The sequence below is a fragment of the Kocuria dechangensis genome (genome assembly GCF_014636775.1).
Taxonomy (GTDB): domain Bacteria; phylum Actinomycetota; class Actinomycetes; order Actinomycetales; family Micrococcaceae; genus Kocuria; species Kocuria dechangensis.
In genome coordinates, this window is record NZ_BMEQ01000001.1 from 238,981 (window position 1) to 261,778 (window position 22,798).

Consider the following 22,798-nt stretch of genomic DNA (forward strand, 5'->3'; position numbering starts at 1 on the left):
GAAGTGGCACGGGTGAGTCCCGCCCGCTCGGGCGCAGGGAGGGAGGGGGCTGCCCGTCAGAAGCGGGCGTCGAAGCGGTGAAGGAAGGCGGCCATCGCGTCGCGGGCCGTGGGGTTCAGCGAGCGGAAGCTGCCGTCGGTCCAGCCGGTGGAGATCCCGGAGGCCTTCAGCCAGGTCATCTCCTTGTAGAACCTCTGGTCCGTGCTCACGTCCGTGAACGGGGAAACCGACGGCGCCGTGAACCGGGGAGATCCTGCGGCACGATAGAGCAACGCGGCCGTGGCGTCGCGGGCGATGGGCGTCGTGGCGCGGAAGGTGCCGTCCTTCCAGCCCGTCAGCAGTCCACGCGACTCGGCCCAGTGGATCTCCTTGTAGAACTGCTGTCCCGGCTTCACATCGGTGAACTCCGAGGTGGCCGGGGCGGTGTAGGCCGGGGAACCGGCCAACCGGTACATCGCCGCCGCCATCGCGTCGCGGTTGATGCTGTTCAGCGGCCGGAAGGTCCCGTCGGTCCAGCCGGTGAGGATCTTCCGGTCCCGTGCCCAGGTGATCTCGCGGACGAACTGGTTGGCGGCGGAGACGTCCTTGTACGGCCCGGCCGGCACGGACGGTGCCACCGGCGCGGGGGCGGCCGGAGCCGGAGCACCCGAGGGGGCCCTGCCGCCCAGGGGCTTGTAGTACGGGTTCGTCGCCAGGTCGGTCAGCTGCGCCTGCGTGCCGCCGAAGACATTGGAGTCCCCCCCGGCGGGCAGGACGAAGGGCCCGGTGTCGGAGTACTGCCAGATGTCGTAGCGCGACCACCCGGAGGGGTACACCGCCGGGGTGGAGATGAAGTACGAGGCCAGGTGCATCGGGTGGTCGTTGAACGCCGTGGAGTTGCCGGTGCAGTCGTTCCACCAGTACGCACCGGTGTAGATCGCCGGCAGGCGGCCGGTCCGGGCCTTGTAGCGGTTGGAGAAGTCGCGGATCCAGCTGACCAGCTGGGCAGGAGTCATGTTGTAGCAGGACTCCCCGTAGGGGTTCTTCTCCATGTCCAGCAGGCCCGGCAGCGTCCTGCCGTCGGCGGACCAGCCGCCGCCGTTGTCGATGAAGTAGTCGGCCTGCGCGGCTCCGGAAGAGACCTCGGGGTTGGCGAAGTGGTAGGCCCCGCGGATCATCCCGGCCTGGTAGGAACCGGAGTACTGGGCGTTGAATGCCGGGGACTTGTAGTAGTTGCCCTCGGTCGCCTTGACGTAGGCGAAGCGGGCGCCGGCCTGGTACTCGGCTGTCCAGTTCATGGATGTCTGATAGGTGGAGACGTCCAGGCCCTGGATGCCGACCGGACGCCACGCGGAGTAGGCGGCGGCGCCCCCGGCCGGCTGCTCACCGCCGGAGGCTGCGCCCCCGGCGGTGATCCGCTCGGCGTCCTCGGCGGTCTTGAACGACTGGCCCATCACGGCGCCGCCCGAGAGGGCGCCCTCGGCGGGCAGTTCGCCGAAGCGTTCGGGATCGAACGTGGCGGGCTCTCCCGTGTCCTTGTCGGTCAGCGTGGAGATGATCTCGCCGTCGACCTCCTTCACCTCGGACACGAGGTTGCCGGTGGTCGCGGAGGAGGTGACGGTGCCGCCGGTGTCGGGGGCCGGAGGTTCATCGGCCGCCGCGGCGGGCAGGAGGGTGGACAGGGCCAGCACTGCCGCCGTGAGGGCAGCGGGCAGCGTCAGATGGGGGGGTGCTTTCACGCCGGAACGCCTAACTCGCATGGAACATGGGGGGATGACTCACGCGGGCCAAGGGATGGGGGGAAGTTCCTTTGGAGCCATGACGAGTATAAAGGACCATTTGCATGAGTTATCAAGACGTGACCGTGCGTGACGGCTAAATCGATCCTTAAATCCCAGGGTGTGGCGCGGAGAGCGACCCGGTGGGTGTCGACGCCTACAATCCAGGTCTGACATGGGGCTTAGGTCAATAAGGGTACTTTCGAAAAGAGATTCGAAAAGGCCTGAAATGATTTGATGGGGCTCTGTCGTGCGGCACATTTACTGTTGAGTCCGGGTGCAAGACCCCACATATGGGGACATGATCGGGACACCACTTACCAATCATGGGGACATCTGTCCGGCCTGCCTGCCGGATGATGTGCGGCTCGCTGGAGGGGTCCGGTGTCGTGCCTGCCGAGGATCTCGCGGCACGGACGGACCTTCCCGTCCGAGGCCGACTGGGGAAGCGCCGTGCTACCCTGGTCCGGTTGCCACGGCGAGGGGACCCCTGTGTCCCGTGATCGACGACGGCTGGTTGAACGTTCCCGCCCCGCGGGCGCGGCTGCTCCTGGAGAGCCCGCGGTACCGGGGAGGGTCTGCGGCCGGTATCGCCTGGCCGAGAGACATCAGACCCGATCCGAGGAGTTCCCATGGTCGACACCATCCGCATCCCCGCCACCACGCGCAGCGACTTCGGCAAGGGCTACGCCCGCCGCATCCGCGCCAACAACCAGATCCCCGCGGTCGTCTACGGCCACGGCGCCGAGCCGCAGCACGTGGTCATCCCCGGCCACGAGACGATGCTGGCCGTGCGCCACTCCAACGCCGTGCTCGAGCTCGACGTCGAGGGCAGCACCCAGCTGGTCATGGTCAAGGACGTCCAGCGCCACGCCACCCGTCCGGAGATCCTCCACATCGACCTCCTGGCCGTCCGCCGCGGCGAGAAGGTCGAGGTCGAGATCCCCGTGCACGTCATCGGCGAGGTCGACCCGACCGCCGTGCACAACGTCGAGGAGAACACCCTCACGGTCGAGGCCGACGCCCTGAACGTCCCCGAGGCCATCACGATCAACCTCGACGGCCACGGCGCGGGCGACCACGTCTACGCCGCCGACGTGCGCCTGCCCGAGGGCGTGACCATGGTGTCCGACCCCGAGCTGCTGGTCGTCAACGTCTCCGAGCCGACCGTCCAGGATCTCGGTGAGGAAACCGCCGTCGAGGGCGGCGCCACCGGCGGCGTCGTCCCCGAGAACGAGGCCTGAGCCTTCCTCTCCGTATGATCCCGACGTGCGGGGCGGCTTGTGAGCCGCCCCGCACGTCTCATGAGCGCACCGTTTTCGAGCACCCACAGGAGGGACCGATGTCCGACGCATGGCTGGTCGTGGGGCTGGGCAACCCCGGCCCCGAGTTCGCCCGCACCCGGCACAACGTGGGGCAGATGGTCCTCGACGAGCTCGCCGCGCGCACCGGGGGCACGTACAGGACGCACAAGGCCCGGGCGCAGGTGGTCGAGACCCGGCTGCGCCCCGGCGGTCCCCGCCTGGTGCTCGCCAAGCCCATGACATACATGAACACCTCCGGCGGGCCGGTCTCCGGGCTCGCGAAGTTCTTCGACATCGCCCCGGACCGGGTGATCGCCGTCCACGACGAGATCGACATCCCCTTCGACGCCGTCAGGCTCAAGCTCGGCGGGGGAGAGGGCGGGCACAACGGTCTGCGGGACATGTCCAAGGCCCTGGGCACCAAGGACTACTACCGGGTGCGCGTCGGGGTGGGCCGGCCCCCGGGCCGGATGGACGCGGCCACCTACGTGCTCAAGCCGTTCTCCACGGCGGAGGCCAAGGAGCTGCCGCTGCTCGTGGACACGGCTGCCGACGCCGTCGAGACCCTGGTCGACCACGGGCTGCTGGAGGCGCAACAGAAGTACCACTCGCGCTGAACCCACCGCCCAGGATGAGAGCCGCCCACCGGAGGAATCCGGCGGGCGGCTCTCGTCGCTCCATGGGCCGTGCGGGCCGCAAGACGTGCTACGGCGTGTCCAGCTTGTCCACCGGCACGCCGCGCTCGCGCAGCTTCTTGTAGGCGCTGTTGCGGAAGCCGAGCAGGGTGCCGCCGAGCAGGGCGGCGAGCGCCGAGCCGGTGAGGATGCCGACCTTGGCGTGGTCGTTGTGGGGGCTGCCGGTGCCGAAGCTCAGCTCCGCCACGAGCAGCGAGACCGTGAAGCCGATGCCGGCGACCATGCTCAGCCCGCCCAGGTCGAGCCAGGAGTAGTCCTGGTCCTTGGTGGCCGGCGTGAACCGGTCCATCAGGTAGGAGGAGCCGAAGATGCCGACGGTCTTGCCGAAGATCAGGCCCAGGATGATGCCGATCGCCACCGGGTCCGACAGGGAGCCCATGACGCCGTCCCAGCCGCCCACGGCCACCCCGGCCGAGAAGAAGGCGAACGCCGGGACCGCCAGCCCGTTGGCCAGGGGGCGGAACCGGTGCTCGAGGGTCGGGGCGAGGCCCAGCTCTGGGGCGTCTCCCCGGATCACCCTCCGGTTGACGTGCAGGACCGGGACCATGAAGCCCAGGAGCACGCCGGCGATGGTGGCGTGCACGCCCGCCTCGAGCACGAACAGCCAGGTGATCACGCCGATGGGGAGCAGGATGACCCACGCGGCCCAGCCCCGGGTGAGGAAGAAGATCATGAACCGCTGGGTCAGGAAGTAGAACAGCGCCAGCGGGATCAGCGCCAGCAGCAGGTACTGCGGCTGGAGGTCGTCGGTGTAGAAGAAGGCGATGATGACGATCGCGATGAGGTCGTCGACCACCGCCAGCGTCAGCAGGAAGGTGCGCATGGCGGTGGGCAGGGACGCGCCGACGACGGCGAGCACCGACACCGCGAAGGCGATGTCGGTGGCGGTGGGGATCGCCCAGCCCTGCATCGTGCTCGGGTCCTGGTTGTTGCTGAGGTTGACCGCCACGTAGATCAGGGCGGGGACGGCCACGCCGCCGAACGCCGCGACGACGGGCAGCGCGGCCTTGCGCAGGTCGTTCAGCTCTCCGTCGACGAACTCGGTCTTGAGCTCCAGACCGACCAGGAAGAAGAAGAGGGCGAGCAGCCCCTCGGAGGCCCACTCGCCCACGGTGTGGTCCAGGCCCGGGAAGTCGATGCCGATGTGCATGTCCCGCAGCGCGAAGTAGCCCTCGGCCCAGGGGGAGTTGGCGATGACAAGGGCGGAGAGCATCGCGACCAGCAGCAGGACGCCCCCCACCAGGTCCTTGCGGAGCACGCTGCCCAGACGGTGTATCGGATTGGCTGTCGGGGCTGAGGTCACGGGGAACTCCTGTTCGTCATCGGCAGGGATTCAACCCAGTGTAGGGGGAGCCGTGGGCGTCCCGCCCCGGTCCGGCCTGCGACCGTGCCGCGGCGGCACCCGCTGCGGGCGGGGACGGTCACGGAGATTCCTCGTGCAGCTCCCGCCGCAGGACGTCCAGGAGGGCCTCGTTGGGCTCGTCCGGTGCCCCGCCCTCGTCCACGAAGATGCCCATGTCGGGGTCGTGGTACTCCCAGTAGCCGAAGCTGAGATCGTGCTCCGCGAGCAGGCCCAGCACGTCGCCGACCCAGCGGTCACCGCCCTTGCCTGGCATCTCGAAGGTCTGGCGGACGGCACCGAACTCCATGACGGACATGGGGACGCCGTGCTCGGCCCCGAACCGGAGGTGCCGGCTCATCGCGTGCTCGAGGTAGTCCTTGTCCCGAGCCAGGAAGCCTCCACCGGGAGCGCCGGGGACCTCCGTGTACACCTCGAGCTCCAGCCGGACACGGGACCGGTCCCCGTCGGTGAGGACCACGTCGTCCCCGCGCATGTACCCCTGGACGCGATACCGGTTGCCCGGCACCACCCTGAACAGGTGCTGGCTGTTGTTCCACCCCGCGCCGGACCGCACGCTGCCCCCGACGGACAGGCTGCCGTCGTCCTGACGCCCCGACGGCTCCCGCTCCAGCCGCACGGACGGATCGGCGCCGTCGTCGTCTCCCCAGCCGTACCAGGAGCCCGTGCTGCTCCGGTCCATCGGGTCGTCCAGCACCTCACGGAGCACGGTGCCGTCGGGTCCGTACTCGGTGACGGTGACGCCGTCGACACGGGCGGTGCCGTCCATGCCCCCCTCGACGACGAACTGCGGCAGGGCCGCCACCGCGGAGGGGTCCTCGACGGTGACCACGCCGCTGTCGTAGCGGGTCCAGCCGGACGTGCCCTCCGGGAGCGAGGAGGTGGCGACGACGTCCGCCTCCGACACCTCGGGCGGGGCGGTGGCGACGAGGCGGTCGGGATCCGGGTACGTGCCGCCGTCGCGCGCCGGGTCGACCCAGGGGGCGTACTGGTGCGTGTACGGGTAGGGCTCGTAGAAGTGGAAGTCGTACATGACGTTCTCGTCGTCGACCAGGAAGTGCCGCTCCTGCCCCTCCGGGTCGAACCGGCCCTCGACCCCGTAGACACCGCCCACCACCAGGAGATGGTTGTCGTCCACGGCCCGGATGGTGTCCACGAGCTCCTGGGCCAGGCTCCGCCACTGCTCCCCGTCCGAGTCGGTCGTCACCGGCTCGTTCAGCAGGTCGTAGGCGGCCACCGAGGGTTCGTCGTGGTACCTGCTCGCGACCTCCCGCCAGAACTCCACGGTCCGGGCCCTGACGGCCGGGTCCGACCACATCTCGAACGTGGTGGCCGCGCTGCCGGGGTCCAGCCAGCGGCCGCCGACGGGGACGTGCAGGTCGAGCACGAGCCGGACGCCGGCTTCCCGTGCCCAGGCGACATTGCGGTCCAGCCACGTCCAGAAGGCCTCCTCGTCCTGCGCGAGCCACTCTCCCCTGAGGACGAAGCGGACGCTGTTGAAGCCCATGTCCTCCACCTGCGCGTAGTCGCGCGCGGAGGGGTGCGCCGACGACAGGAGGTCGGTGATCCGGGTTTCTGCGTCGTACCTGTTGGTGAAGTTGACCGCCCGGAGCCGGGTCGGCTCGCCGTCGACCACCAGCCCGCGCCCGGCAGCGCTGACGAAGCCCTGGGACTCGTCGCCTTCCCGTTCGCCGTCCGGGACCGCCCCGCACCCGGACAGGACGGCGAGGAGGACCGCGGGCAGCGCCAGCCGTGCCGCGGTGCGCAGGGTGCTCCGGGGCTCACGACGGCGTCCGGGCCGGGGCGCCGGCGGCAGCGCTTCCTCCGGGGCGGCCGCGCCGGGCATCCCGCCCGGGCGGCCGGCGCGTGGCCTCAGCCGCGGGCCAGCCAGGCGCTCGCCTCCCGCGACTGCAGGGACAGGGCCTTGCCGATGAACGGCTCCGCGGCCGCGGCGATCTTCTTGCCGACGAACGGGATGTTGGCCTCCACGACGCAGTCGACGTGGACCTCGGTGTGCTCGCCCTGGGGCGTGAGGGTCTGGGTGGCGGTGCCCGAGACCGGCAGGGCGGCGACCTTGATCTCGGTGCTGACGATCCGCAGGCCGTCGGCGTCCGGGGTGGAGTAGGAGTCCACCTGGGTCAGCCGCACGGAGCTGCCCACGAACTTGCGGGCCATCTCCGGCAGCCGGTCCGCGCTCATGGCCCGGACGGTGGTGACCTTGAAGTCGGCGGTGACGTCGCCGTCGACGTCCACGGACTCGAGGGTCGCCCCGGCCCGGTGGGCCACGTGGCGGATGAACTCCTCGTCGGTGAAGGTCACGACGACCTGCTGGACGGGGGCGGTGACGACGGTGGACGCGGTGACGGCCATGGGGGCTCCTCGGTCGGGGCGGACGGTTCCCTCCATGGTAGAGGTGCCCCGGCAAGGAGGCGGGCCGGGAGGATCCCGGAAGGGGAAGCGCGGCGGGGGACCTGTCGGGGCCCGGGAGTAAGCTGGGGCGCGCGATCGTTGAGCACAACGGCCCCACTCGTCCCGCGCCCCAGGAGACTGCTCACCCATGACCTTGTCCGGACTGCTCGCCGCCCTCGGGGCGGAGCGCTCCTTCGCGAACATCCGCACCCAGGCCGCCCTCCCGCCGGGGGAGCGCAGCGCCGAGACGGTGATCAGCGCCCCGGACGGCATGCGCGCCGTGCTCACCGCCCAGCTGCGGGCCGCGCTCGACGAGGCGCCCGGCGCGCCGCGGCCCGCCCCCGTGGTGCTGGCCGTGACGGCCACGGGCCGCGAGTCGGAGGACCTGGCCGCCGCGCTGGGCGCGTACCTGCCGACGGCGGAGGTCGCCGAGTTCCCGGCCTGGGAGACCCTGCCCCACGAGCGGCTCTCGCCGCGCTCGGACACCGTGGGCCGCCGGCTCGAGGTCCTGCGCCGGCTCGCGCACCCGCAGGACGGGCACCCGCTGCGGGTGCTGACCGCCCCGGTACGCTCCGTGCTGCAGCCCGTCGTCGAGGGCCTGGGGGAGATGGCCCCCGTGCGCTTCGCCCGCGGCGAGGAGCTGGACTTCGAGGCCGCCGTCACCGCGCTCGCCGAGGCCGCCTACTCCCGGGTGGACATGGTCACGCGGCGGGGCGAGTTCGCGGTGCGCGGCGGGATCATCGACGTGTTCTCGCCCGTCGAGGACCACCCCGTGCGCATCGAGTTCTTCGGGGACGAGGTCGACGAGCTGCGCTGGTTCGCCGTCGCCGACCAGCGGACGCTGAGCACCGGGGAGCACCCGGACGCGCTGGTGGCCCCGCCGTGCCGCGAGGTGCTCATCACCCCCGCGGTGATGTCCCGCGCCGCCAGGCTGAAGAACACCCTGCCCGGGGCCGAGTCGATGCTCGAGCGGATCGCCGGCGGCATCTACGTGGAGGGCATGGAGTCCCTCGCGCCGCTGCTGGTGGACGGCATGGTGCCCCTGCTCTCGCTGCTGCCGGCCGGGTCGGTGGTCGTGGTCATGGAGCCGGAGAAGGTCCGCGCCCGCGCGCACGACCTCGTGGCCACCAACGAGGAGTTCCTGCTGGCGGCCTGGGACTCCGCCTCCGACGGGCAGGCCGCGCCCCTGGACATCACCGCCGCCGAGGGCGCGGGGGACGGCGAGGGCCGCACCCTGGCCTCGGGGTCCTTCCAGACCCTCGCCGAGGCCCGGGCCACAGCCCTGGCCGCCGACGTCGCCTGGTGGTCCGTGACCGCGCTGAACCTGGGCGCCGCCGCGGCCCGGGACGTCGACGCGGACACCCCGGAGGACGAGATCGCGCTGCTCGACTCCGAGGCCGACACGCTCACGGTCGCCGCGCGGGAGCTCCGCAGCTTCGCCGGGGACGTCGAGCAGATGCTCGAGTTCCTCGCCGGCCGCGTGGCGGACGGCTGGCGGCTCGTGGCCGTGACCGAGGGCCCCGGCCCCCTGGCCCGGCTCGCGGAGCTGCTGCACGACGCCGGGATCCCGGCCGCCCGCCGCGACTCCCTGGACGCCGAGCCGCAGCCGGGGGTCGTGGAGCTGACCACGGCCGTGGCCGGCCGGGGCTTCGCCCTCGACGGGCCGCGGATCGCGCTGCTCACCGAGGCGGACCTGCTCGGGAGGGCGAGCCCCTACAGCACCAAGGACATGCGCAGGCTGCCGGTGCGGCGCAAGCGCAACGCCGTGGACCCGCTCTCGCTGAGCAAGGGCGACTTCGTGGTGCACGAGCAGCACGGCATCGGCCAGTTCGTGGAGCTCATCCAGCGGCCCATCGCCGGCGCCCTGACCAAGCCGGGCCAGCCCAAGCCCGTACGCGAGTACCTGGTCCTCGAGTACGCGCCGTCGAAGCGCAACGGCCCCCGGGACCGCCTCTTCGTGCCCACCGACCAGCTCGACCAGGTCACCACGTACGTGGGCGGTGAGGCGCCGACCCTGTCCAAGATGGGCGGGGCGGACTGGTCCAAGACCAAGCGCGCCGCCAAGAAGGCCGTCAAGGACATCGCCAACGAGCTGATCCGCCTCTACTCGGCGCGCATAGCCTCGCGCGGGCACGCCTTCGGCCCCGACACCCCGTGGCAGCGCGAGCTCGAGGAGGCGTTCCCCTACATCGAGACCCCCGACCAGCTGACCACCATCACCGAGGTCAAGCAGGACATGGAGCGGGAGGTCCCCATGGACCGTCTCGTCTCCGGGGACGTCGGCTACGGCAAGACCGAGGTCGCGGTGCGCGCGGCGTTCAAGGCCGTGCAGGACGGCAAGCAGGTCGCGGTCCTCGTGCCCACCACCCTGCTCGCCCAGCAGCACGGGGAGACGTTCACCGAGCGCTTCTCCGGCTTCCCGGTGCACCTGGCCACCCTCTCCCGGTTCCAGACCGCGAAGGAGACGAAGGCGACCCTGGCCGGCCTGAAGGACGGGTCGATCGACGTGGTCATCGGCACCCACCGGCTGCTGTCCAAGGAGGTCGAGTTCAAGGACCTGGGCCTCGTGGTGATCGACGAGGAGCAGCGCTTCGGCGTGGAGCACAAGGAGAAGCTCAAGGCGATGCGCACCAACGTGGACGTCCTGGCGATGTCCGCGACGCCCATCCCGCGCACCCTGGAGATGTCCCTGACCGGCATCCGCGAGACCTCCACCCTGGCCACCCCGCCGGAGGAGCGCCACCCCGTGCTCACCTACGTGGGCGCGTACACCGACAAGCAGGTCTCCGCCGCGGTCCGGCGCGAGCTCATGCGGGAGGGCCAGGTCTTCTACATCCACAACCGCGTCTCCTCGATCGAGCGCAAGGCCAAGGAGCTCGCCGAGCTGGTGCCCGAGGCGCGGATCGCCGTGGCGCACGGCCAGATGTCCGAGTCCCGGCTCGAGCAGATCATCGTGGACTTCTGGGAGAAGAAGTTCGACGTCCTGGTGTGCACCACGATCGTGGAGACCGGCCTGGACATCGCCAACGCCAACACGCTGATCGTGGACGGCGCGGACCGCTACGGGCTCTCCCAGCTGCACCAGCTGCGCGGGCGGGTGGGCCGCGGCCGGGAGCGGGCCTACGCCTACTTCCTCTACCCCGCCGAGAAGCCGCTGTCCGAGACCGCGCTGGAGCGGCTCAAGGCCGTGGCCGCGCACAACGAGCTCGGCGCCGGCATGCAGCTGGCCATGAAGGACCTCGAGATCCGCGGCGCGGGCAACCTCCTGGGCGGCGAGCAGTCCGGGCACATCGCCGGGGTGGGCTTCGACATGTACCTGCGGCTCGTGGGCGAGGCCGTCGCCGAGTACCGCGGCGAGGAGGAGGACAAGCCCACCGAGATGAAGATCGAGCTGCCGGTCAACGCGTACCTGCCGCACGACTACGTCCCCGGCGAGCGGCTGCGCCTGGAGGCGTACCGCAACCTCGCCAACGCCACCACGGACGAGGCCATCCAGGAGGTCGCGGACGAGCTCGTGGACCGCTACGGGGACGTCCCCGAGCCGGTGCAGAACCTCCTGGAGGTCGCCCGCTTCCGCGTCCTGGCGCGCGCGGCCGGGCTCACCGACGTCGCGGCGCAGGGCAGCATGGTCCGCTTCGCGCCGGCGGAGCTGGCCGAGTCCCGGCAGATGCGCCTGACCCGCCTGTACCCCGGCGCGCAGGTGAAGGCCGTGCCGGGCACCGACACCACGCAGGTGCTGGTCCCCAAGCCCAAGACCGCCCGGATCGGCGGAAAGGACCTGGTGGACGGCGCCGTGCTGGAGTGGGCGCGGGGCGTCGTGGAGGCGGTGTTCGCCACGGAGACCGCCACGGCCTCCGCGAAGGCGCCCGCCTGACGCGGGAGGTCAAGTCCCCGTCCCCAATTCACCATCGTCACGGAATTGCGGCAGACTGACAGCTGCAGCGGGGTCCAGGGCCCGGGTGCCGCGGGGGCGGCACCGCCCGATCGGAGTACAGGGCCCCCGCGCGGCACGTCCTGACACCGAGGGGGAGCACCACCGTGAACCAGTCTGCCGAAATCCGTGCCCGAGAGGGCGCCGGTGCGCCCGCCGAACGGGCCTCGCCCGGCGCCGCAGCGCCGGTGCACGTCCCCGGGCGAGACCGCTACCTGGACCTGCTCCGGGCGCTCGCACTCGTGCGCGTCGTCGTCTACCACACCTTCGGGGGCGCCCTGCTGAGCCTCGTGTTCCCGGCCATGGGCATCATGTTCGCCCTCGCCGGGTCCCTCATGGCACGCTCCCTGGAGCGGCCGGCGGGCACGGTCCTTCGCAGCCGGACGAGGCGCCTGCTGCTGCCGCTGTGGGTCTACAGCGCCACGGTCCTGGCCCTGTTCGTGCTCTCCGGCTGGACCCCGGGCGAGCAGGGGACCGGGCCGTGGTACCGGGTGCTCCTCTGGTTCGTGCCCCTCGCGGACCCGCCCTACCCCGAGAGCCTCGGCGACGGCGGAGCAATCGACGCCTCGTGGCCCGTGCAGGCCGGCGAGATCCTGTGGTATCTCCGGGCCTACCTCTGGTTCGTCCTCCTGTCTCCCCTGCTGCGGCGGATGTTCCGGGCCCGGCCCTGGCCGACGCTGGTGGCGCCGCTGGTGCTGCTGCTGGTCCTGGAGGCCGGCATCGTGCCCCTGTCCGACGCGGCCTCCGCGACGCTGACCGACATCGCCGTCTTCGGCTCCTGCTGGTTGCTCGGCTTCGCTCACCACGACGGGTTGCTGCGCAGCCTCCCATGGTGGTTCGTCCTCACTGCGGCACCCTTCGCCATGGGGCTCGGCCTGTGCTGGGCCCTCACCCACCCGACGGAGGAGGGGCTCGACCTCAACGCGATCCCGATCGGGCAGGCCCTGTGGTCGTTCGGCTTCTGCGCCCTGCTGCTGCGGATCTCGCCTTCGTGGCAGGTCCTGCCCCGGCCGCTGCGTTTCCTTGACCCGGTGGTCACGCTGCTCAACAACCGTGCCGTGACCGTCTACCTGTGGCACAACCTGTTGCTCGTCCTCACCGTTCCTCTCCTGGACCCGTTGTACTCGGTCGACCTGCTCTGGGACACAGCGCCGTGGCTGCTGGAAGGCCTGTGGCTTGACTTCCTCCTGACCTGGGTGCTCGTGGCTGGGGTGATCGTCGCCGTCGGCTGGGTCGAGGACATCGCGGCGAAGCGCCGCCCGCGTCTCTGGCCGGCCTCCTCCCGGTCGGCGGCCCCGGGCCGGCAGGGCGGCTGAGGGCCGGCCGGCAGGGCGGCCGGCACACGGACGAGAACGGCGACGGCCCCTCCCTTGCGGGAGGGGCCGTCGCCGTGTCCGGTGCGATCAGCAGTGCTACTGCGTGGCCTTGCCGTACTTGTCGTTCTTGTGGGCCGCCGCCGTGAGGGCGTCGCGCTCGCGGATGTCACGGGGCTCGTCCCCGAACTGCGCGGCCGTGGTGCCGAAACCGTGGACCTCGGTGGTCGGCGGGACGTCCATCAGGACGGTGCGCCCGCCCTCGGCCTTCTTGGCGGTGCTGGTGCTGAGGATGCCCACGGGGATCAGCAGGGCGACGGCGTAAAGCAGGAGGCCGACCATCCAGATGAGGATGCTGTCCGGGTAGCTCGCGAAGGCCCAGAAGCTGCCGACCATGACGCCCATGCACAGGAGGAGGAGCAGCAAGTTGGTCAGGGTCCGGCCCTGGCCGGAGTACGACAGGACCTGGGTGCCCCCGCGCGAGACCGTGCCGCCCGGCACGCTGGTGGACGATTGAGCTCTTCTGGCCATGGATCTAACCCTTCTGGCAGTGTGGGGCGGCCGAGCACGCAACGGCCGCAGGTCGTTCTGGTTCAGTCTAGTGGGTCGACGGCCCCGCCGGGGCACGGGACGCGGGGCTCAGCCGAGGAGCGCCGGGCCGCTGCTCGCGCCGATCCGGGAGGCCCCGGCCTCGATCATGGCGAGGGCGTCCTCACGCGTGCGGATCCCGCCCGAGGCCTTGACCCCGATGTCCGGGCCCACGGTGGCGCGCATGAGGCGCACGTCCTCCACGGTGGCGCCGGCGGCGGCGAAGCCGGTGGAGGTCTTGACGTAGTCGGCACCCGCGGCGACGGCCGCCTGGCACGCGAGGACCTTCTGCTCGTCGGTGAGCAGGCAGGTCTCGATGATCACCTTGAGGAGGGCCCCGTGCGCGTGGGCGGCCTCGGCGACGGCGTGGACGTCCTGCTCCACCGTCTCGCGCTCGCCGGCGCGGGCGGCGGCGATGTCGATGACCATGTCGACCTCCTGGGCGCCGGCGGCGACCGCGGTGACGGTCTCGAAGGCCTTCACCTCCGTGGCAGAGGCGCCGAGGGGGAAGCCGACGACGACGCAGGTCTTGACGTCGCTGCCCTCGAGCCGCTCCCGGACGAACCCGGCCCACAGCGGATTGGTGCACACCGCGGCGAAGCCGTACTGCTTGGCCTCCTCGCACAGGGTGGCGATCTGCTCCCGGGAGGCCTCCGGCTTGAGCAGGGTGTGGTCGATGCAGGAGGCGAGCTGATCAGGGCATGGGGCGGGAGCGGCGGTCACGGGAGGGCCTTTCAATTGTCCGTCGGATCGCAGCCCAGCCTACCCGCGCCCCTTTTCCGGCGCGCCCTGGTCGGCCGGCCGCGGCAGCACACTGCGTCGTCGTGCTCCGGGGTGCCCCGCTACGATGAGCCGGGGGACCATGACGACCGCTCCCGGGGTGGCCCCGGAGGGTGCGTTCAGTCGTGCCGTGAGCGCCGGCCGGGTCGGCCGGCGGACGGGGGCCCGCCCAGCAGGCACCATCGAACGGAGAACAGCTCGTGAGGCAGTCCGATCCATCGGGGCGGCACCGATCCGCGTCCCGCCTCCTCCTGCCCTCCGTGCTGTGCACGGGCCTGCTGGCATCGTGCGGGGAGCCGGTGCCCACCGAGAACACCCCGTGGTTCGGCGGCTACGTCAACGCCACCTCCGTGCCGTTCTACGAGTTCGGCACCGAGGCGGCAGGACAGCCGCACGCCGTCCTGGGCTTCGTGGTGGCGGATCCCGACGAGCCCTGCACCCCCTCCTGGGGCGGCTACTACGGGCTGGACGAGGCCGCGGACGTGCTGGACATGGACGGCCAGATCGCCGACCTGCGCGCGAGCGGGAGTGACGTGGTGGTGTCCTTCGGCGGCGCCGCCCACGACGAGCTGGCCACCGCCTGCACCGATCCCGAGGCGCTGCACCAGGCGTACAGCTCCGTCGTCGACCGCTACCAGGTCGACGTGCTGGACTTCGACGTCGAGATGGATGACCTCGACAACCACGACGCGGCCCTCAGGCGGGCGGAGGCGGTCGCCCGCCTGCAGGAGGAGCGTGACAGGGACGACCCCCTGCGGGTCTGGGCCACCCTCCCTGTGGGGATCCAGGGGCTGGACGAGCCGTCCCGGGACGTGGTGGCGCAGATGCTGGAGGCCGGGGTCGACCTCGCCGGGGTGAACATCATGACGATGAACTACAGCGAGGGAAAACCTGCTGAGCAGTCCGTGGCCGACGCCTCCATGGAGGCAGCCCGCGCCACGCACGGCCAGCTGGAGAAGCTGTACGCGCAGGCGGAGCAGCCGCTGTCCGCCGAGCTGGTGTGGAACCGCATGGGACTGACCCCCATGATCGGCCAGAACGACATCCGTGACGAGGTCCTGGACGTCGACGCCGCGGCCGAGCTGAACGACTTCGCGCACGAACAGGGCCTCGGCCGGCTGTCCTTCTGGTCCCTCAACCGGGACCGCTCCTGCGGACCCGAGCAGACCGACCTCCGGGACGCGACTGACCTCTGCAGCGGGATCGAGCAGGAGGCCGGGGACTTCACACGGACCCTCGGCGAGGGCTTCGACGGCTGACGGTCCGCCGCCCGGGACTGCTCGGGCGCCGACGGCTGCGCGGCCGGCCCGTCGTGGACGGGCCGGCCGCGCAGTGTCCGGAGTGATCAGACGCGCTCGGAGCGCGTGCTGCCCTCGAGGGTCGACAGGTCGAGGACGCTGTTGGTGCGCTCGGGCTTGTACCACCCGACCACCCGGCCCTTGAGCGCCTGGATCAGCGACGCGTAGAGCAGGTAGGCGCGCAGCGGCTCGTAGATCAGCCGATAGATGGGGACCATCAGCAGGTGGACGGGGCTCTCCTGCACCATGCGGATCGCGATGACGCAGATCACGGCGTGGATGCCGGCCACGAAGGCGGCGAAGATCGCGATGGTCTCCCAGTTGCCGGCGGCCACGCTCAGCCCGGCCATGAGCACGGTCAGGGGCAGGAAGAGCAGGGGGATCACGGTGGCGAGCATGGTGTAGGGCAGGGCGATCATGCCCAGGGCCCCGTAGCGGGGGCGGAACAGCATCCCGGCGTGCTTCCACAGGGCTTGGAGATTGCCGTAAGTCCAGCGCAGGCGCTGCTTGGCCAGGCCCTTCACGGTGACCGGGGCCTCCGTCCAGGCCACGGCCCGGTTCTCCTGGACCACGGCGTAGCCCAGCTTCTGCAAGGACATGGTCAGGTCGGCGTCCTCGGCCATGGTGTCGTGGGAGTAACCCCCGGCCTGCTTCAGGGCGTCCCTGCGCCAGGCCGCGCACGCGCCCGGGACGATGGAGATGGCCCCGACGACGCCCTCGGCCATGCGGGTGACGCAGATTCCGGAGATGTACTCCAGGGACTGCCACATGGGCAGCACGCCGCGGCGGTTGCCGACCTTCACGTGCCCGGCCACGGCCCCGACCGGGCGTCCGCCGTCGTGGTCGTAGAAGTGCCGGGCGAGCATGCGGACAGTCTGAGGCTCGAAGAGCGTGTCGCCGTCGAGGGTGACGACGATCTCGCCCCGGGCGGCCATGATCCCGTGGTTGCTCGCGACCGACTTGCCCCCGTTGGGCTGGCTGATCACGCGCAGCCGGGGCCACTCACGGGCGAAGTCCTCCATGATCTGCAGGGTCCAGTCCGTGGACCCGTCGTCGACGGCGATGACCTCGAGGTTCGGGTAGTCGCTGGCCCGCAGCGCGGCCAGGGTGCGGCCGACGACCGGCTCCTCGTTGAAGACGGGCAGCACCACGCTGACCAGCGGCAGCTCGTCGTCGGGCACCTCGCGCCACTGCCGACGCTTCTGCCGGCGGGCTCCGATGACGGCCAGCACGACGTAGAGGAGGGACATGAGGGTCAGCGAGCCGATGCCGAACCAGAACAGCCAGGTCATCACGACGTTGGGGGTCACAGTCACCCCGGTCAGGGTCAGCGCGGTGGCCTCGTCGGCCAGCACCGCCTGGGCGTCGGTCGCCGGGATCCTGTCCTGCGGCAGCACCGGGGCCAGCGTGGTGAAGGTGTAGCCCTCGGCCTTGGCCTGGGCGATCAGCTCCTTGAGTGCCGTGACGGTCTCGGTCCGGTCACCGCCCCCGTCGTGCATCAGCACGACATGGCCCTTCCCGTCCAGCTCGGGCACCGGGACCTCCTCGCCCGGGGCGTAGCTCCAGTCGTTCGTGTCGAGATCGAAGTCCACGTGCAGGTAACCCAGCTGCTGGGCCTGGAGCAGGGGCAGTGGCTTGCGGTCCGGGTCGCCCGTCGGGAGGCGGAACAGCGGGGTGGCGTAGCTGCCGACGGAGCGCATCACCCGGTCGGTGCCGATGAGCTCCTCGCGGCTGCGGAGGTCGTCGTCCCACGCCGTGGTGTGGGTCATGGTGTGGTTGCCGACCATGTGGCCCTCGCGGATGATGCGCTGGAAGATGTCGGGGTTCTTCACGACGTTCGTGCCCACGGTGAAGAACGTGGCGGGCACCTTCTCGGCCGAGAGCACGTCGAGGACCTCCGGGGTGTACGCGGCGTCGGGCCCGTCGTCGAAGGTGATCACCAGCTGCCGGTCGGCCAGCGCGCCGAAGCGTTCCATGACGTAGGGGCTGTCCCCGATGACGAGCTTCTCCTCGTCGGTGACGGTGCGCAGGACCTCGTCGCTGAACGGGTCGGCCAGCACCGTCCTGCCGTCGACCTGCTTGACCAGCACGACGCGCGAGAAGGGCTGCGAACCGTCGCCCAGCAGCGGGATGTTCTCGACGTCCCCCGTGGCCAGCAGCTCGCGGGGGTACTCCGGGTCCTGGTGCAGCTCGGGCTGCCAGGTCGAGGCCAGCGCCTGCGGCAGGATCCACGCCACCGCGCCGACGGCGACCACGAGGGCCAGCACCAGCGTGGCGAGGATCCGGCGCCAGCGCTTGCCGCTGGAGTCGAAGAACACCGGAGGCACAGCCGTGCTGCCCGTGCGCTCCGCCCTGCGGCGCCTGCTCCGGGCACCCGGAAGCTCCAGGTGCCGAGGCGGCATGTAGTTCCGGCGGCCGAATACCTGGGTCATGACACACCCTCGTTCCCCTAGAGCTCGATCCATCCCCCCGACGGATCGACCTGGTCGTCCGCCCCCCGGCGGAGACCAAGCACTTGGATGCTTTCAGAAATTCGCGATCGACTCATACTCTGACCTGCGGTTTTGCCGCGACGAGGGAGGGTGCTGCATCCATGCGTTTGTGCACTGAGGAAAGCGGTGGGCGACGTGATGCCGGGCGCAGGGGCGGGTGGCGGATCACCACGTGGGAACAACGGGGGACAACGTGAGGAGGTCCTGTCCCCTGACCTGGGGACACGAGGAGGTATTGGCTTGTGTGAATAATCACACGAGTTTGCGATGGCTATTTGCGCAGGTGGGGGCCGATGTGCCTACCGACGGCCACGGCCTGGCAGCGCTGTCGTCGCCGTGCCGGGCGAGTGGTTCTGCCGCCGGTGGATCAGGACAGGGCCTCCGTGAGCTGCTTGAGCATCGCGCCCATCCGGAACCGGTCGGGCACCAGGGGCTCGATCCCCAGCTCCAGCAGCGGGGCGGCGGTGACGGGCCCGACGGTGGCGGCGAGCATGCCGCGGCGGAAGGCGGCGAGCAGCTCCTCGTGCAGGCCCAGCTCCTCGGCGGTGCTGAACAGGGCGTCCACGGCCGGGGCAGCCGTGAACGTGATGGCGTCCACCCGGCCGGCGGCGGCCTCGCGCACCAGCACCGGGACCTGCCCGGCGTCGTCGGCGCTCGCCCACCGGTAGGGGGTCACGGTGAGGACGCGCGCACCGGCGTCGGTGAGCCGGCGCCGCTGGGCGACGTCGGCGATCCCGTGCAGCTGCAGGCCCAGGGTGCGCCCGGTGAGGTCACCGCCGTGCTCGGCCAGGACGAGGTCGACGAGCCCGCGGGTGGTCTCGTCGGCGGACATCCCGGCGTCCTCCAGGCCGAGCCCGCGCACGGCGCCCCGGCCCTTGGGCCCGCGCACGTACACGGCGGCCTCGCGCAGGCACACGAGCAGGTCCGCGTCGAAGCCCTGAGCCTCGGCGGCCTCGTGCCAGCGCCGCAGCCCGTAGCCGGTGGTGATCAGCACCGTGTCGGGGCGGGCCTCGAACAGCGCCCGGGAGGACGCGGCGAGGCCGGCGTCCTCGCCGACCGGCTCCACCTTGAGCGCGGGCGCGTGGATGACCCGCGCCCCGCGCCGCTCGAGGGCCGCGATCTGGTCCTCGGAGCGGCGGTGGGCGGTCACGCCGACCACCCGTCCGGCCAGGGGGAGGTGCTCAGCAGCCATGCGCGGTCACCTCCGCCAGGAACGCGTCCCGCTCGGCCGAGGCGAGGCGGACGACGGGGCCCACGACCACGACGGCGGGCGAGGCGCAGCCCGCCGCCGTGGTGTCCGCGACCGCGGACGCGAGCGACGTGACGGTGGAGCGCTGCCGGTCGGTGAACCCGCGCTCGACCACGGCCAGCGGCGTGGCGGGGTCGGCCCCGGCGCGGACCAGGCCCGCCACGAGGTGCGGCAGGGTGCCCATGCCCATGAGCACCACCAGGGTGCCGCCGGCGGCGCCGAGCCCCGCGAAGTGGGCGAGCTCCGCCTCCGAGAAGGGGACGTGGCCGGAGGCCACCGTGAACATGCGGCTGACGTCCCGGAACGTCACCGGGATCCCGGCGGCGCCGGGCACGGAGACGGCGCTGGTGATCCCCGGGACGACGTCCACCGTGATGCCGTGGGCCGCGCACGCGGCGAACTCCTCGGCGCCGCGGCCGAAGACGTACGGGTCCCCGCCCTTGAGCCGGACCACGGAGCGCCCGGCCAGGGCCTGCTCGATCATGAGATCCTGGATCCGGGACTGGGGGACCGGGTGGTGACCGGGTGTCTTGCCGACCGGGACGATCTCGGCGCCGGGAGCGGCGGCGGCCACGGCCCCGGAGGGGGCCAGCCGGTCCACGAACACGACGTCGGCGTCGGCGAGCGCCTGGACGGCGCGCACGGTGAGCAGGTCGTCGGCACCCGGGCCGCCGCCGACCAGGGTCACCCGGCCGCCCTCCCGGGCGGAGGGCTCCTGCACGACCGGGATGCGGGCGCCGGCCTCCCGCAGGGCGGTCCGCCAGCGCGGCGCCCCCTCGCCGACGACCACGGCGAGGGCGGCCTCCCGGAGGTCCTCCGGGACCAGCAGCTCAGGGGCGGCCACCGCCCGGACGAGCGCGCCGGACGCCTCGTACCGGCGGCGGGCGCGCCGGGCGCCGCGCGGGTCGCCCAGGACGAGCACCGGGACGTCGGTGAGATCGGCGGTCAGGAGCATGCGGTCCTCCAGGGGCGTGCAAGGGGATTCGGCGCGCCGCCCGTGCGGCGCCGCTTCCAGCGTGACGCATCCGCGTTACGGGCCCGTTGCCGCATGACGCCGCGTGACGTGCCGCATCACGGGATCCATGATAGGGCCGCTCCTCGTAGGCTGGACGGCATGACCGCACACGAGGCCCCCGTCCTGCTCGCCTGCGCCCACGGCACCCGGTCCCCGACCGGGCGCACCGCCGTCGCCCGGCTCGTCGAGGCGGTGGCCGCCGCGCTGCCCGGGACCGAGGTGGTGCCCACGTGGGTGGACGTCCAGACCCCGGACCTCGCCCAGCGCACCGAGGAGTACGCGGGCCGGGCGGCCGTGGTCGTCCCGCTGCTGCTGTCGGCCGGGTACCACGTGTACGTGGACGTGGCCCGCGCGGCCGCCGCCGACGAGGCGCACCGCGCCACTGCCGCGCTCGGCCCCGACCCGGCGCTGGCGCGGCTGCTGGCCCGGCGGGTGCATGAGGCGTGCGCGCACGCCGGGGCACCCCTGGGGGAGGCCGACGCCGTGGTGCTCGCCACGGCCGGCTCCTCCGACGCCCGCGCCGTGGCCGACTGCGCCGTGGTCGCCGAGCAGCTCGCCGAGGAGCTGGGCCGGCCGGTCACCGTGTCCTATCTCGCCGCCGCCGGTCCCCGCGTGGCCGAGGCGGTCGCCGCCGCCCGCGCCGGCCTGGGCGGCGGCGGGCGCGTCGTCGTCGCCAACTATCTGCTGGCCCCCGGGTTCTTCCTCGACCAGTCGCACGCGGCGGCCGCGGACGTGGACACCGAGCCCCTGCTCACGGCCGACGGCGAGGTCCCCGCGGAGCTCGTGCACGTGGTGCTCGAGCGCTACCGCTCCGCGCTCTGATTTCTCCTCCGCGCTCTGAACCCTTCCTTAGCGCCGAGTCCCCACTGTCCGGCCGCACTCAGCACCGAGTCCCCACGATGTTCGCATTTCCCCATGCGGGCACGTGGGGAATTGCGTACATCGTGGGGACTCGGCCGAGAGAGCCCGGAACGGGCCGCGGAACGCCGGGGGACTCGGCGCGGTGACCGGCCGGTGTCCGAGCCCTCACAGGATCGTGACCCGATTGTGAGGGGAAGTGCACGGGGCCGTTACCCCGTCCGTCAGGACGCGAAACACGGTCTCCATACGGTGGGAGCAGCGCACGCCCGACGAGGTCGTGCTCCCCGTTCCCAGGAGGTCCTGCCGTGAGCTCAGAACTGCTGCCCGACGCCGCCGCGTCCACCACCGTCCCGCCCCTGGCCCTGCGCGAGCGGCCCGGCCGGTGGCTGGACGGCTACCGCCCCGAGGACCCCGGGTTCTGGGAGCGCACCGGGCGGCCCATCGCCCGCACCAACCTCAAGTGGTCGATCTTCGCCGAGTTCCTGGGCTTCGCCGTCTGGCAGCTGTGGGCCATCACGGTGGTCTTCCTGCCGGACGCGGGCTTCGCCTTCAGCACCTCCCAGATCTTCTGGCTGCTGTCGATCCCGTCCCTCGTGGGCGCCACGCTGCGCATCCCGTACACCTTCATGGTCGGCCGCTTCGGCGGGCGCAACTGGACGATCGTCTCGGCGCTGCTGCTGCTGATCCCCACCGTCGGGCTCGCGCTCGCCGTGGGGAACCCGGCGACCCCGTTCTGGACCATGCTGCTCCTGGCGGCCGCGGCCGGCTTCGGCGGCGGCAACTTCGCCTCCTCGATGGCCAACATCACCTACTTCTACCCGGCGCGGGAGAAGGGCTACGCGCTCGGGCTCAACGCGGCGGGCGGCAACCTCGGCACCGCCGTGGCGCAGCTCGTGGTGCCGATCGTCATCACGGTGGGGGCGGCCGGCGCGCTGAACCTCCCCTTCGCGGGCTGGATCTGGGTCCCGTTCATCCTGTTCGCGGCGTGGGGCGCGAAGAAGTACATGCACAACCTCTCCCACGCCAAGGGGGACGTCGCCGGGTCGCTGGCCACCGTGAAGGAGCCGCACTTCTGGATCATGTCCTTCCTCTACGTCGGCACGTTCGGCTCCTTCATCGGCTTCTCCAGCGTGTTCCCCAAGCTCATCAAGGACGTCTTCCCGGAGTTCTCGACCTTCACGGTGGGTGCGGCGGCCCTGTCCCTCGCCTTCCTCGGCCCGCTCGTGGGCTCCGTGGCCCGCCCCTGGGGCGGCAAGCTCGCCGACCGGTTCGGCGGCGCCCGGATGACGGTCACCGTGTTCGCGGTCATGGCCCTGCTCGCCCTGTCCGTGGTGCTGACCCTGCCGCTGGCCGGCTTCTGGCTGTTCCTCGGGCTGTTCCTGCTGCTGTTCACCGCGGCCGGCATGGGCAACGGCTCGACCTACCGGATGATCCCCACCATCTACAAGGTGCGCGGACTGCGGCAGGAGACGAGCGGGGTCTCGACCGAGCGCAAGGCCTCGGCCGCGCTGGGGCTGATCGGGGCGGTCGGCGCGTACGGCGGGTTCGCGATCCCGCAGGTGCTCAGCCTCTCCAGCGGCTCCACCGGCGGCTACGGCGCGGCGTTCTACGGCTTCGTGGCCTTCTACATGCTCGCCCTCGTCGTGACCTGGGCCTGCTACCTGCGGCGCGGGACCGAGATGGCCGCGCACCGCATCTGATCCCGCCCGCACCCACCCGCACGCCCGCCACCGCGAGGAGCCCCTG

General features: G+C 71.7%; 16 protein-coding genes. 7 read left to right on the forward strand and 9 right to left on the reverse strand.

Features of this window, described 5'->3' with window-relative positions:
- Positions 1 to 56: 56 nt before the first annotated feature.
- On the reverse strand, positions 57 to 1,718 hold the full coding sequence (locus IEW07_RS01050; protein ID WP_229741474.1) for a GH25 family lysozyme: 1,662 nt from the start codon (positions 1,716 to 1,718) through the stop codon (positions 57 to 59).
- Positions 1,719 to 2,389: 671 nt separating this feature from the next.
- Here IEW07_RS01050 and IEW07_RS01055 point away from each other — a divergent pair.
- Both IEW07_RS01055 and pth read left to right on the forward strand, forming a co-directional pair.
- Complete coding sequence (locus IEW07_RS01055; RefSeq protein ID WP_188533969.1) at positions 2,390 to 3,001, forward strand: 50S ribosomal protein L25/general stress protein Ctc; 612 nt, start codon at positions 2,390 to 2,392, stop codon at positions 2,999 to 3,001.
- A gap of 98 nt (positions 3,002 to 3,099) precedes the next feature.
- Complete coding sequence (gene pth, locus IEW07_RS01060; RefSeq protein WP_188533970.1) at positions 3,100 to 3,678, forward strand: aminoacyl-tRNA hydrolase; 579 nt, start codon at positions 3,100 to 3,102, stop codon at positions 3,676 to 3,678.
- Between the two features lie 88 nt (positions 3,679 to 3,766).
- On the opposite strand, the gene nhaA is transcribed toward pth, so the two are convergent.
- The 3 genes from nhaA to IEW07_RS01075 all read right to left on the reverse strand — a co-directional run bounded on the left by nhaA (position 3,767) and on the right by IEW07_RS01075 (position 7,486).
- On the reverse strand, positions 3,767 to 5,059 hold the full coding sequence (gene nhaA, locus IEW07_RS01065; RefSeq protein WP_188533971.1) for a Na+/H+ antiporter NhaA: 1,293 nt from the start codon (positions 5,057 to 5,059) through the stop codon (positions 3,767 to 3,769).
- A gap of 118 nt (positions 5,060 to 5,177) precedes the next feature.
- Positions 5,178 to 6,962 (reverse strand): glycoside hydrolase family 5 protein, encoded by a 1,785-nt coding sequence (locus tag IEW07_RS01070; RefSeq protein ID WP_188533972.1) that lies wholly within the window; start codon positions 6,960 to 6,962, stop codon positions 5,178 to 5,180.
- 26 nt (positions 6,963 to 6,988) lie between these two features.
- Positions 6,989 to 7,486 (reverse strand): DUF2505 domain-containing protein, encoded by a 498-nt coding sequence (locus IEW07_RS01075; RefSeq protein ID WP_188533973.1) that lies wholly within the window; start codon positions 7,484 to 7,486, stop codon positions 6,989 to 6,991.
- Positions 7,487 to 7,673: 187 nt separating this feature from the next.
- Between IEW07_RS01075 and mfd the strand changes: the two genes are divergently transcribed.
- Both mfd and IEW07_RS01085 read left to right on the forward strand, forming a co-directional pair.
- A complete protein-coding gene (gene mfd / locus IEW07_RS01080; RefSeq protein WP_188533974.1) occupies positions 7,674 to 11,399 on the forward strand; it encodes a transcription-repair coupling factor in 3,726 nt (1,241 codons plus the stop codon).
- A 164-nt stretch (positions 11,400 to 11,563) separates the two neighbouring features.
- A complete protein-coding gene (locus IEW07_RS01085; RefSeq protein ID WP_188533975.1) occupies positions 11,564 to 12,772 on the forward strand; it encodes an acyltransferase family protein in 1,209 nt (402 codons plus the stop codon).
- Between the two features lie 96 nt (positions 12,773 to 12,868).
- Here the strand turns inward: IEW07_RS01085 and IEW07_RS01090 are convergent, their stop codons facing one another.
- Both IEW07_RS01090 and deoC read right to left on the reverse strand, forming a co-directional pair.
- The gene (locus tag IEW07_RS01090; RefSeq protein WP_188533976.1) at positions 12,869 to 13,300 is read right to left on the reverse strand and encodes a hypothetical protein; all 432 of its coding nucleotides are present in this window, start codon (positions 13,298 to 13,300) and stop codon (positions 12,869 to 12,871) included.
- Positions 13,301 to 13,408: 108 nt separating this feature from the next.
- Positions 13,409 to 14,080 (reverse strand): deoxyribose-phosphate aldolase, encoded by a 672-nt coding sequence (deoC, locus tag IEW07_RS01095; protein WP_188533977.1) that lies wholly within the window; start codon positions 14,078 to 14,080, stop codon positions 13,409 to 13,411.
- A 356-nt stretch (positions 14,081 to 14,436) separates the two neighbouring features.
- On the opposite strand from deoC, the gene IEW07_RS01100 reads away from it, so the two are divergent.
- The gene (locus IEW07_RS01100; RefSeq protein WP_188533978.1) at positions 14,437 to 15,396 is read left to right on the forward strand and encodes a chitinase; all 960 of its coding nucleotides are present in this window, start codon (positions 14,437 to 14,439) and stop codon (positions 15,394 to 15,396) included.
- Positions 15,397 to 15,482: 86 nt separating this feature from the next.
- Here IEW07_RS01100 and IEW07_RS01105 read toward each other — a convergent pair whose 3' ends face one another.
- From IEW07_RS01105 to cobA, 3 genes are all read right to left on the reverse strand, one after another.
- Positions 15,483 to 17,867: a bifunctional polysaccharide deacetylase/glycosyltransferase family 2 protein gene (locus tag IEW07_RS01105; protein ID WP_229741475.1), complete on the reverse strand. Its 2,385-nt coding sequence runs from the start codon at positions 17,865 to 17,867 to the stop codon at positions 15,483 to 15,485.
- 427 nt (positions 17,868 to 18,294) lie between these two features.
- The gene (locus IEW07_RS01110; RefSeq protein ID WP_188533979.1) at positions 18,295 to 19,119 is read right to left on the reverse strand and encodes a uroporphyrinogen-III synthase; all 825 of its coding nucleotides are present in this window, start codon (positions 19,117 to 19,119) and stop codon (positions 18,295 to 18,297) included.
- Positions 19,109 to 20,131, reverse strand: coding sequence for a uroporphyrinogen-III C-methyltransferase (gene cobA / locus IEW07_RS01115; RefSeq protein WP_188533980.1), 1,023 nt, complete (start codon positions 20,129 to 20,131; stop codon positions 19,109 to 19,111). The genes IEW07_RS01110 and cobA overlap by 11 nt, the downstream gene beginning before the upstream one ends.
- A 159-nt stretch (positions 20,132 to 20,290) precedes the next feature.
- On the opposite strand from cobA, the gene IEW07_RS01120 reads away from it, so the two are divergent.
- Both IEW07_RS01120 and IEW07_RS01125 read left to right on the forward strand, forming a co-directional pair.
- A complete protein-coding gene (locus IEW07_RS01120) occupies positions 20,291 to 21,013 on the forward strand; it encodes a sirohydrochlorin chelatase (protein ID WP_188533981.1) in 723 nt (240 codons plus the stop codon).
- Positions 21,014 to 21,357: 344 nt separating this feature from the next.
- Positions 21,358 to 22,752: an MFS transporter gene (locus IEW07_RS01125; RefSeq protein WP_188533982.1), complete on the forward strand. Its 1,395-nt coding sequence runs from the start codon at positions 21,358 to 21,360 to the stop codon at positions 22,750 to 22,752.
- The last annotated feature ends 46 nt before the right edge of the window (positions 22,753 to 22,798 follow it).

What these genes read in the sequence shown, in the direction of transcription:
- mfd (WP_188533974.1), top strand. Translation starts at nt 7,674, where the DNA reads ATGACCTTGTCCGGACTGCTCGCCGCCCTCGGGGCGGAGCGCTCCTTC.
- IEW07_RS01055 (WP_188533969.1), top strand. Translation starts at nt 2,390, where the DNA reads ATGGTCGACACCATCCGCATCCCCGCCACCACGCGCAGCGACTTCGGC.
- IEW07_RS01090 (WP_188533976.1), bottom strand. Translation starts at nt 13,300, where the DNA reads ATGGCCAGAAGAGCTCAATCGTCCACCAGCGTGCCGGGCGGCACGGTC.
- pth (WP_188533970.1), top strand. Translation starts at nt 3,100, where the DNA reads ATGTCCGACGCATGGCTGGTCGTGGGGCTGGGCAACCCCGGCCCCGAG.
- IEW07_RS01070 (WP_188533972.1), bottom strand. Translation starts at nt 6,962, where the DNA reads ATGCCCGGCGCGGCCGCCCCGGAGGAAGCGCTGCCGCCGGCGCCCCGG.
- IEW07_RS01120 (WP_188533981.1), top strand. Translation starts at nt 20,291, where the DNA reads ATGACCGCACACGAGGCCCCCGTCCTGCTCGCCTGCGCCCACGGCACC.
- IEW07_RS01075 (WP_188533973.1), bottom strand. Translation starts at nt 7,486, where the DNA reads ATGGCCGTCACCGCGTCCACCGTCGTCACCGCCCCCGTCCAGCAGGTC.
- IEW07_RS01105 (WP_229741475.1), bottom strand. Translation starts at nt 17,867, where the DNA reads ATGACCCAGGTATTCGGCCGCCGGAACTACATGCCGCCTCGGCACCTG.
- cobA (WP_188533980.1), bottom strand. Translation starts at nt 20,131, where the DNA reads ATGCTCCTGACCGCCGATCTCACCGACGTCCCGGTGCTCGTCCTGGGC.
- IEW07_RS01110 (WP_188533979.1), bottom strand. Translation starts at nt 19,119, where the DNA reads ATGGCTGCTGAGCACCTCCCCCTGGCCGGACGGGTGGTCGGCGTGACC.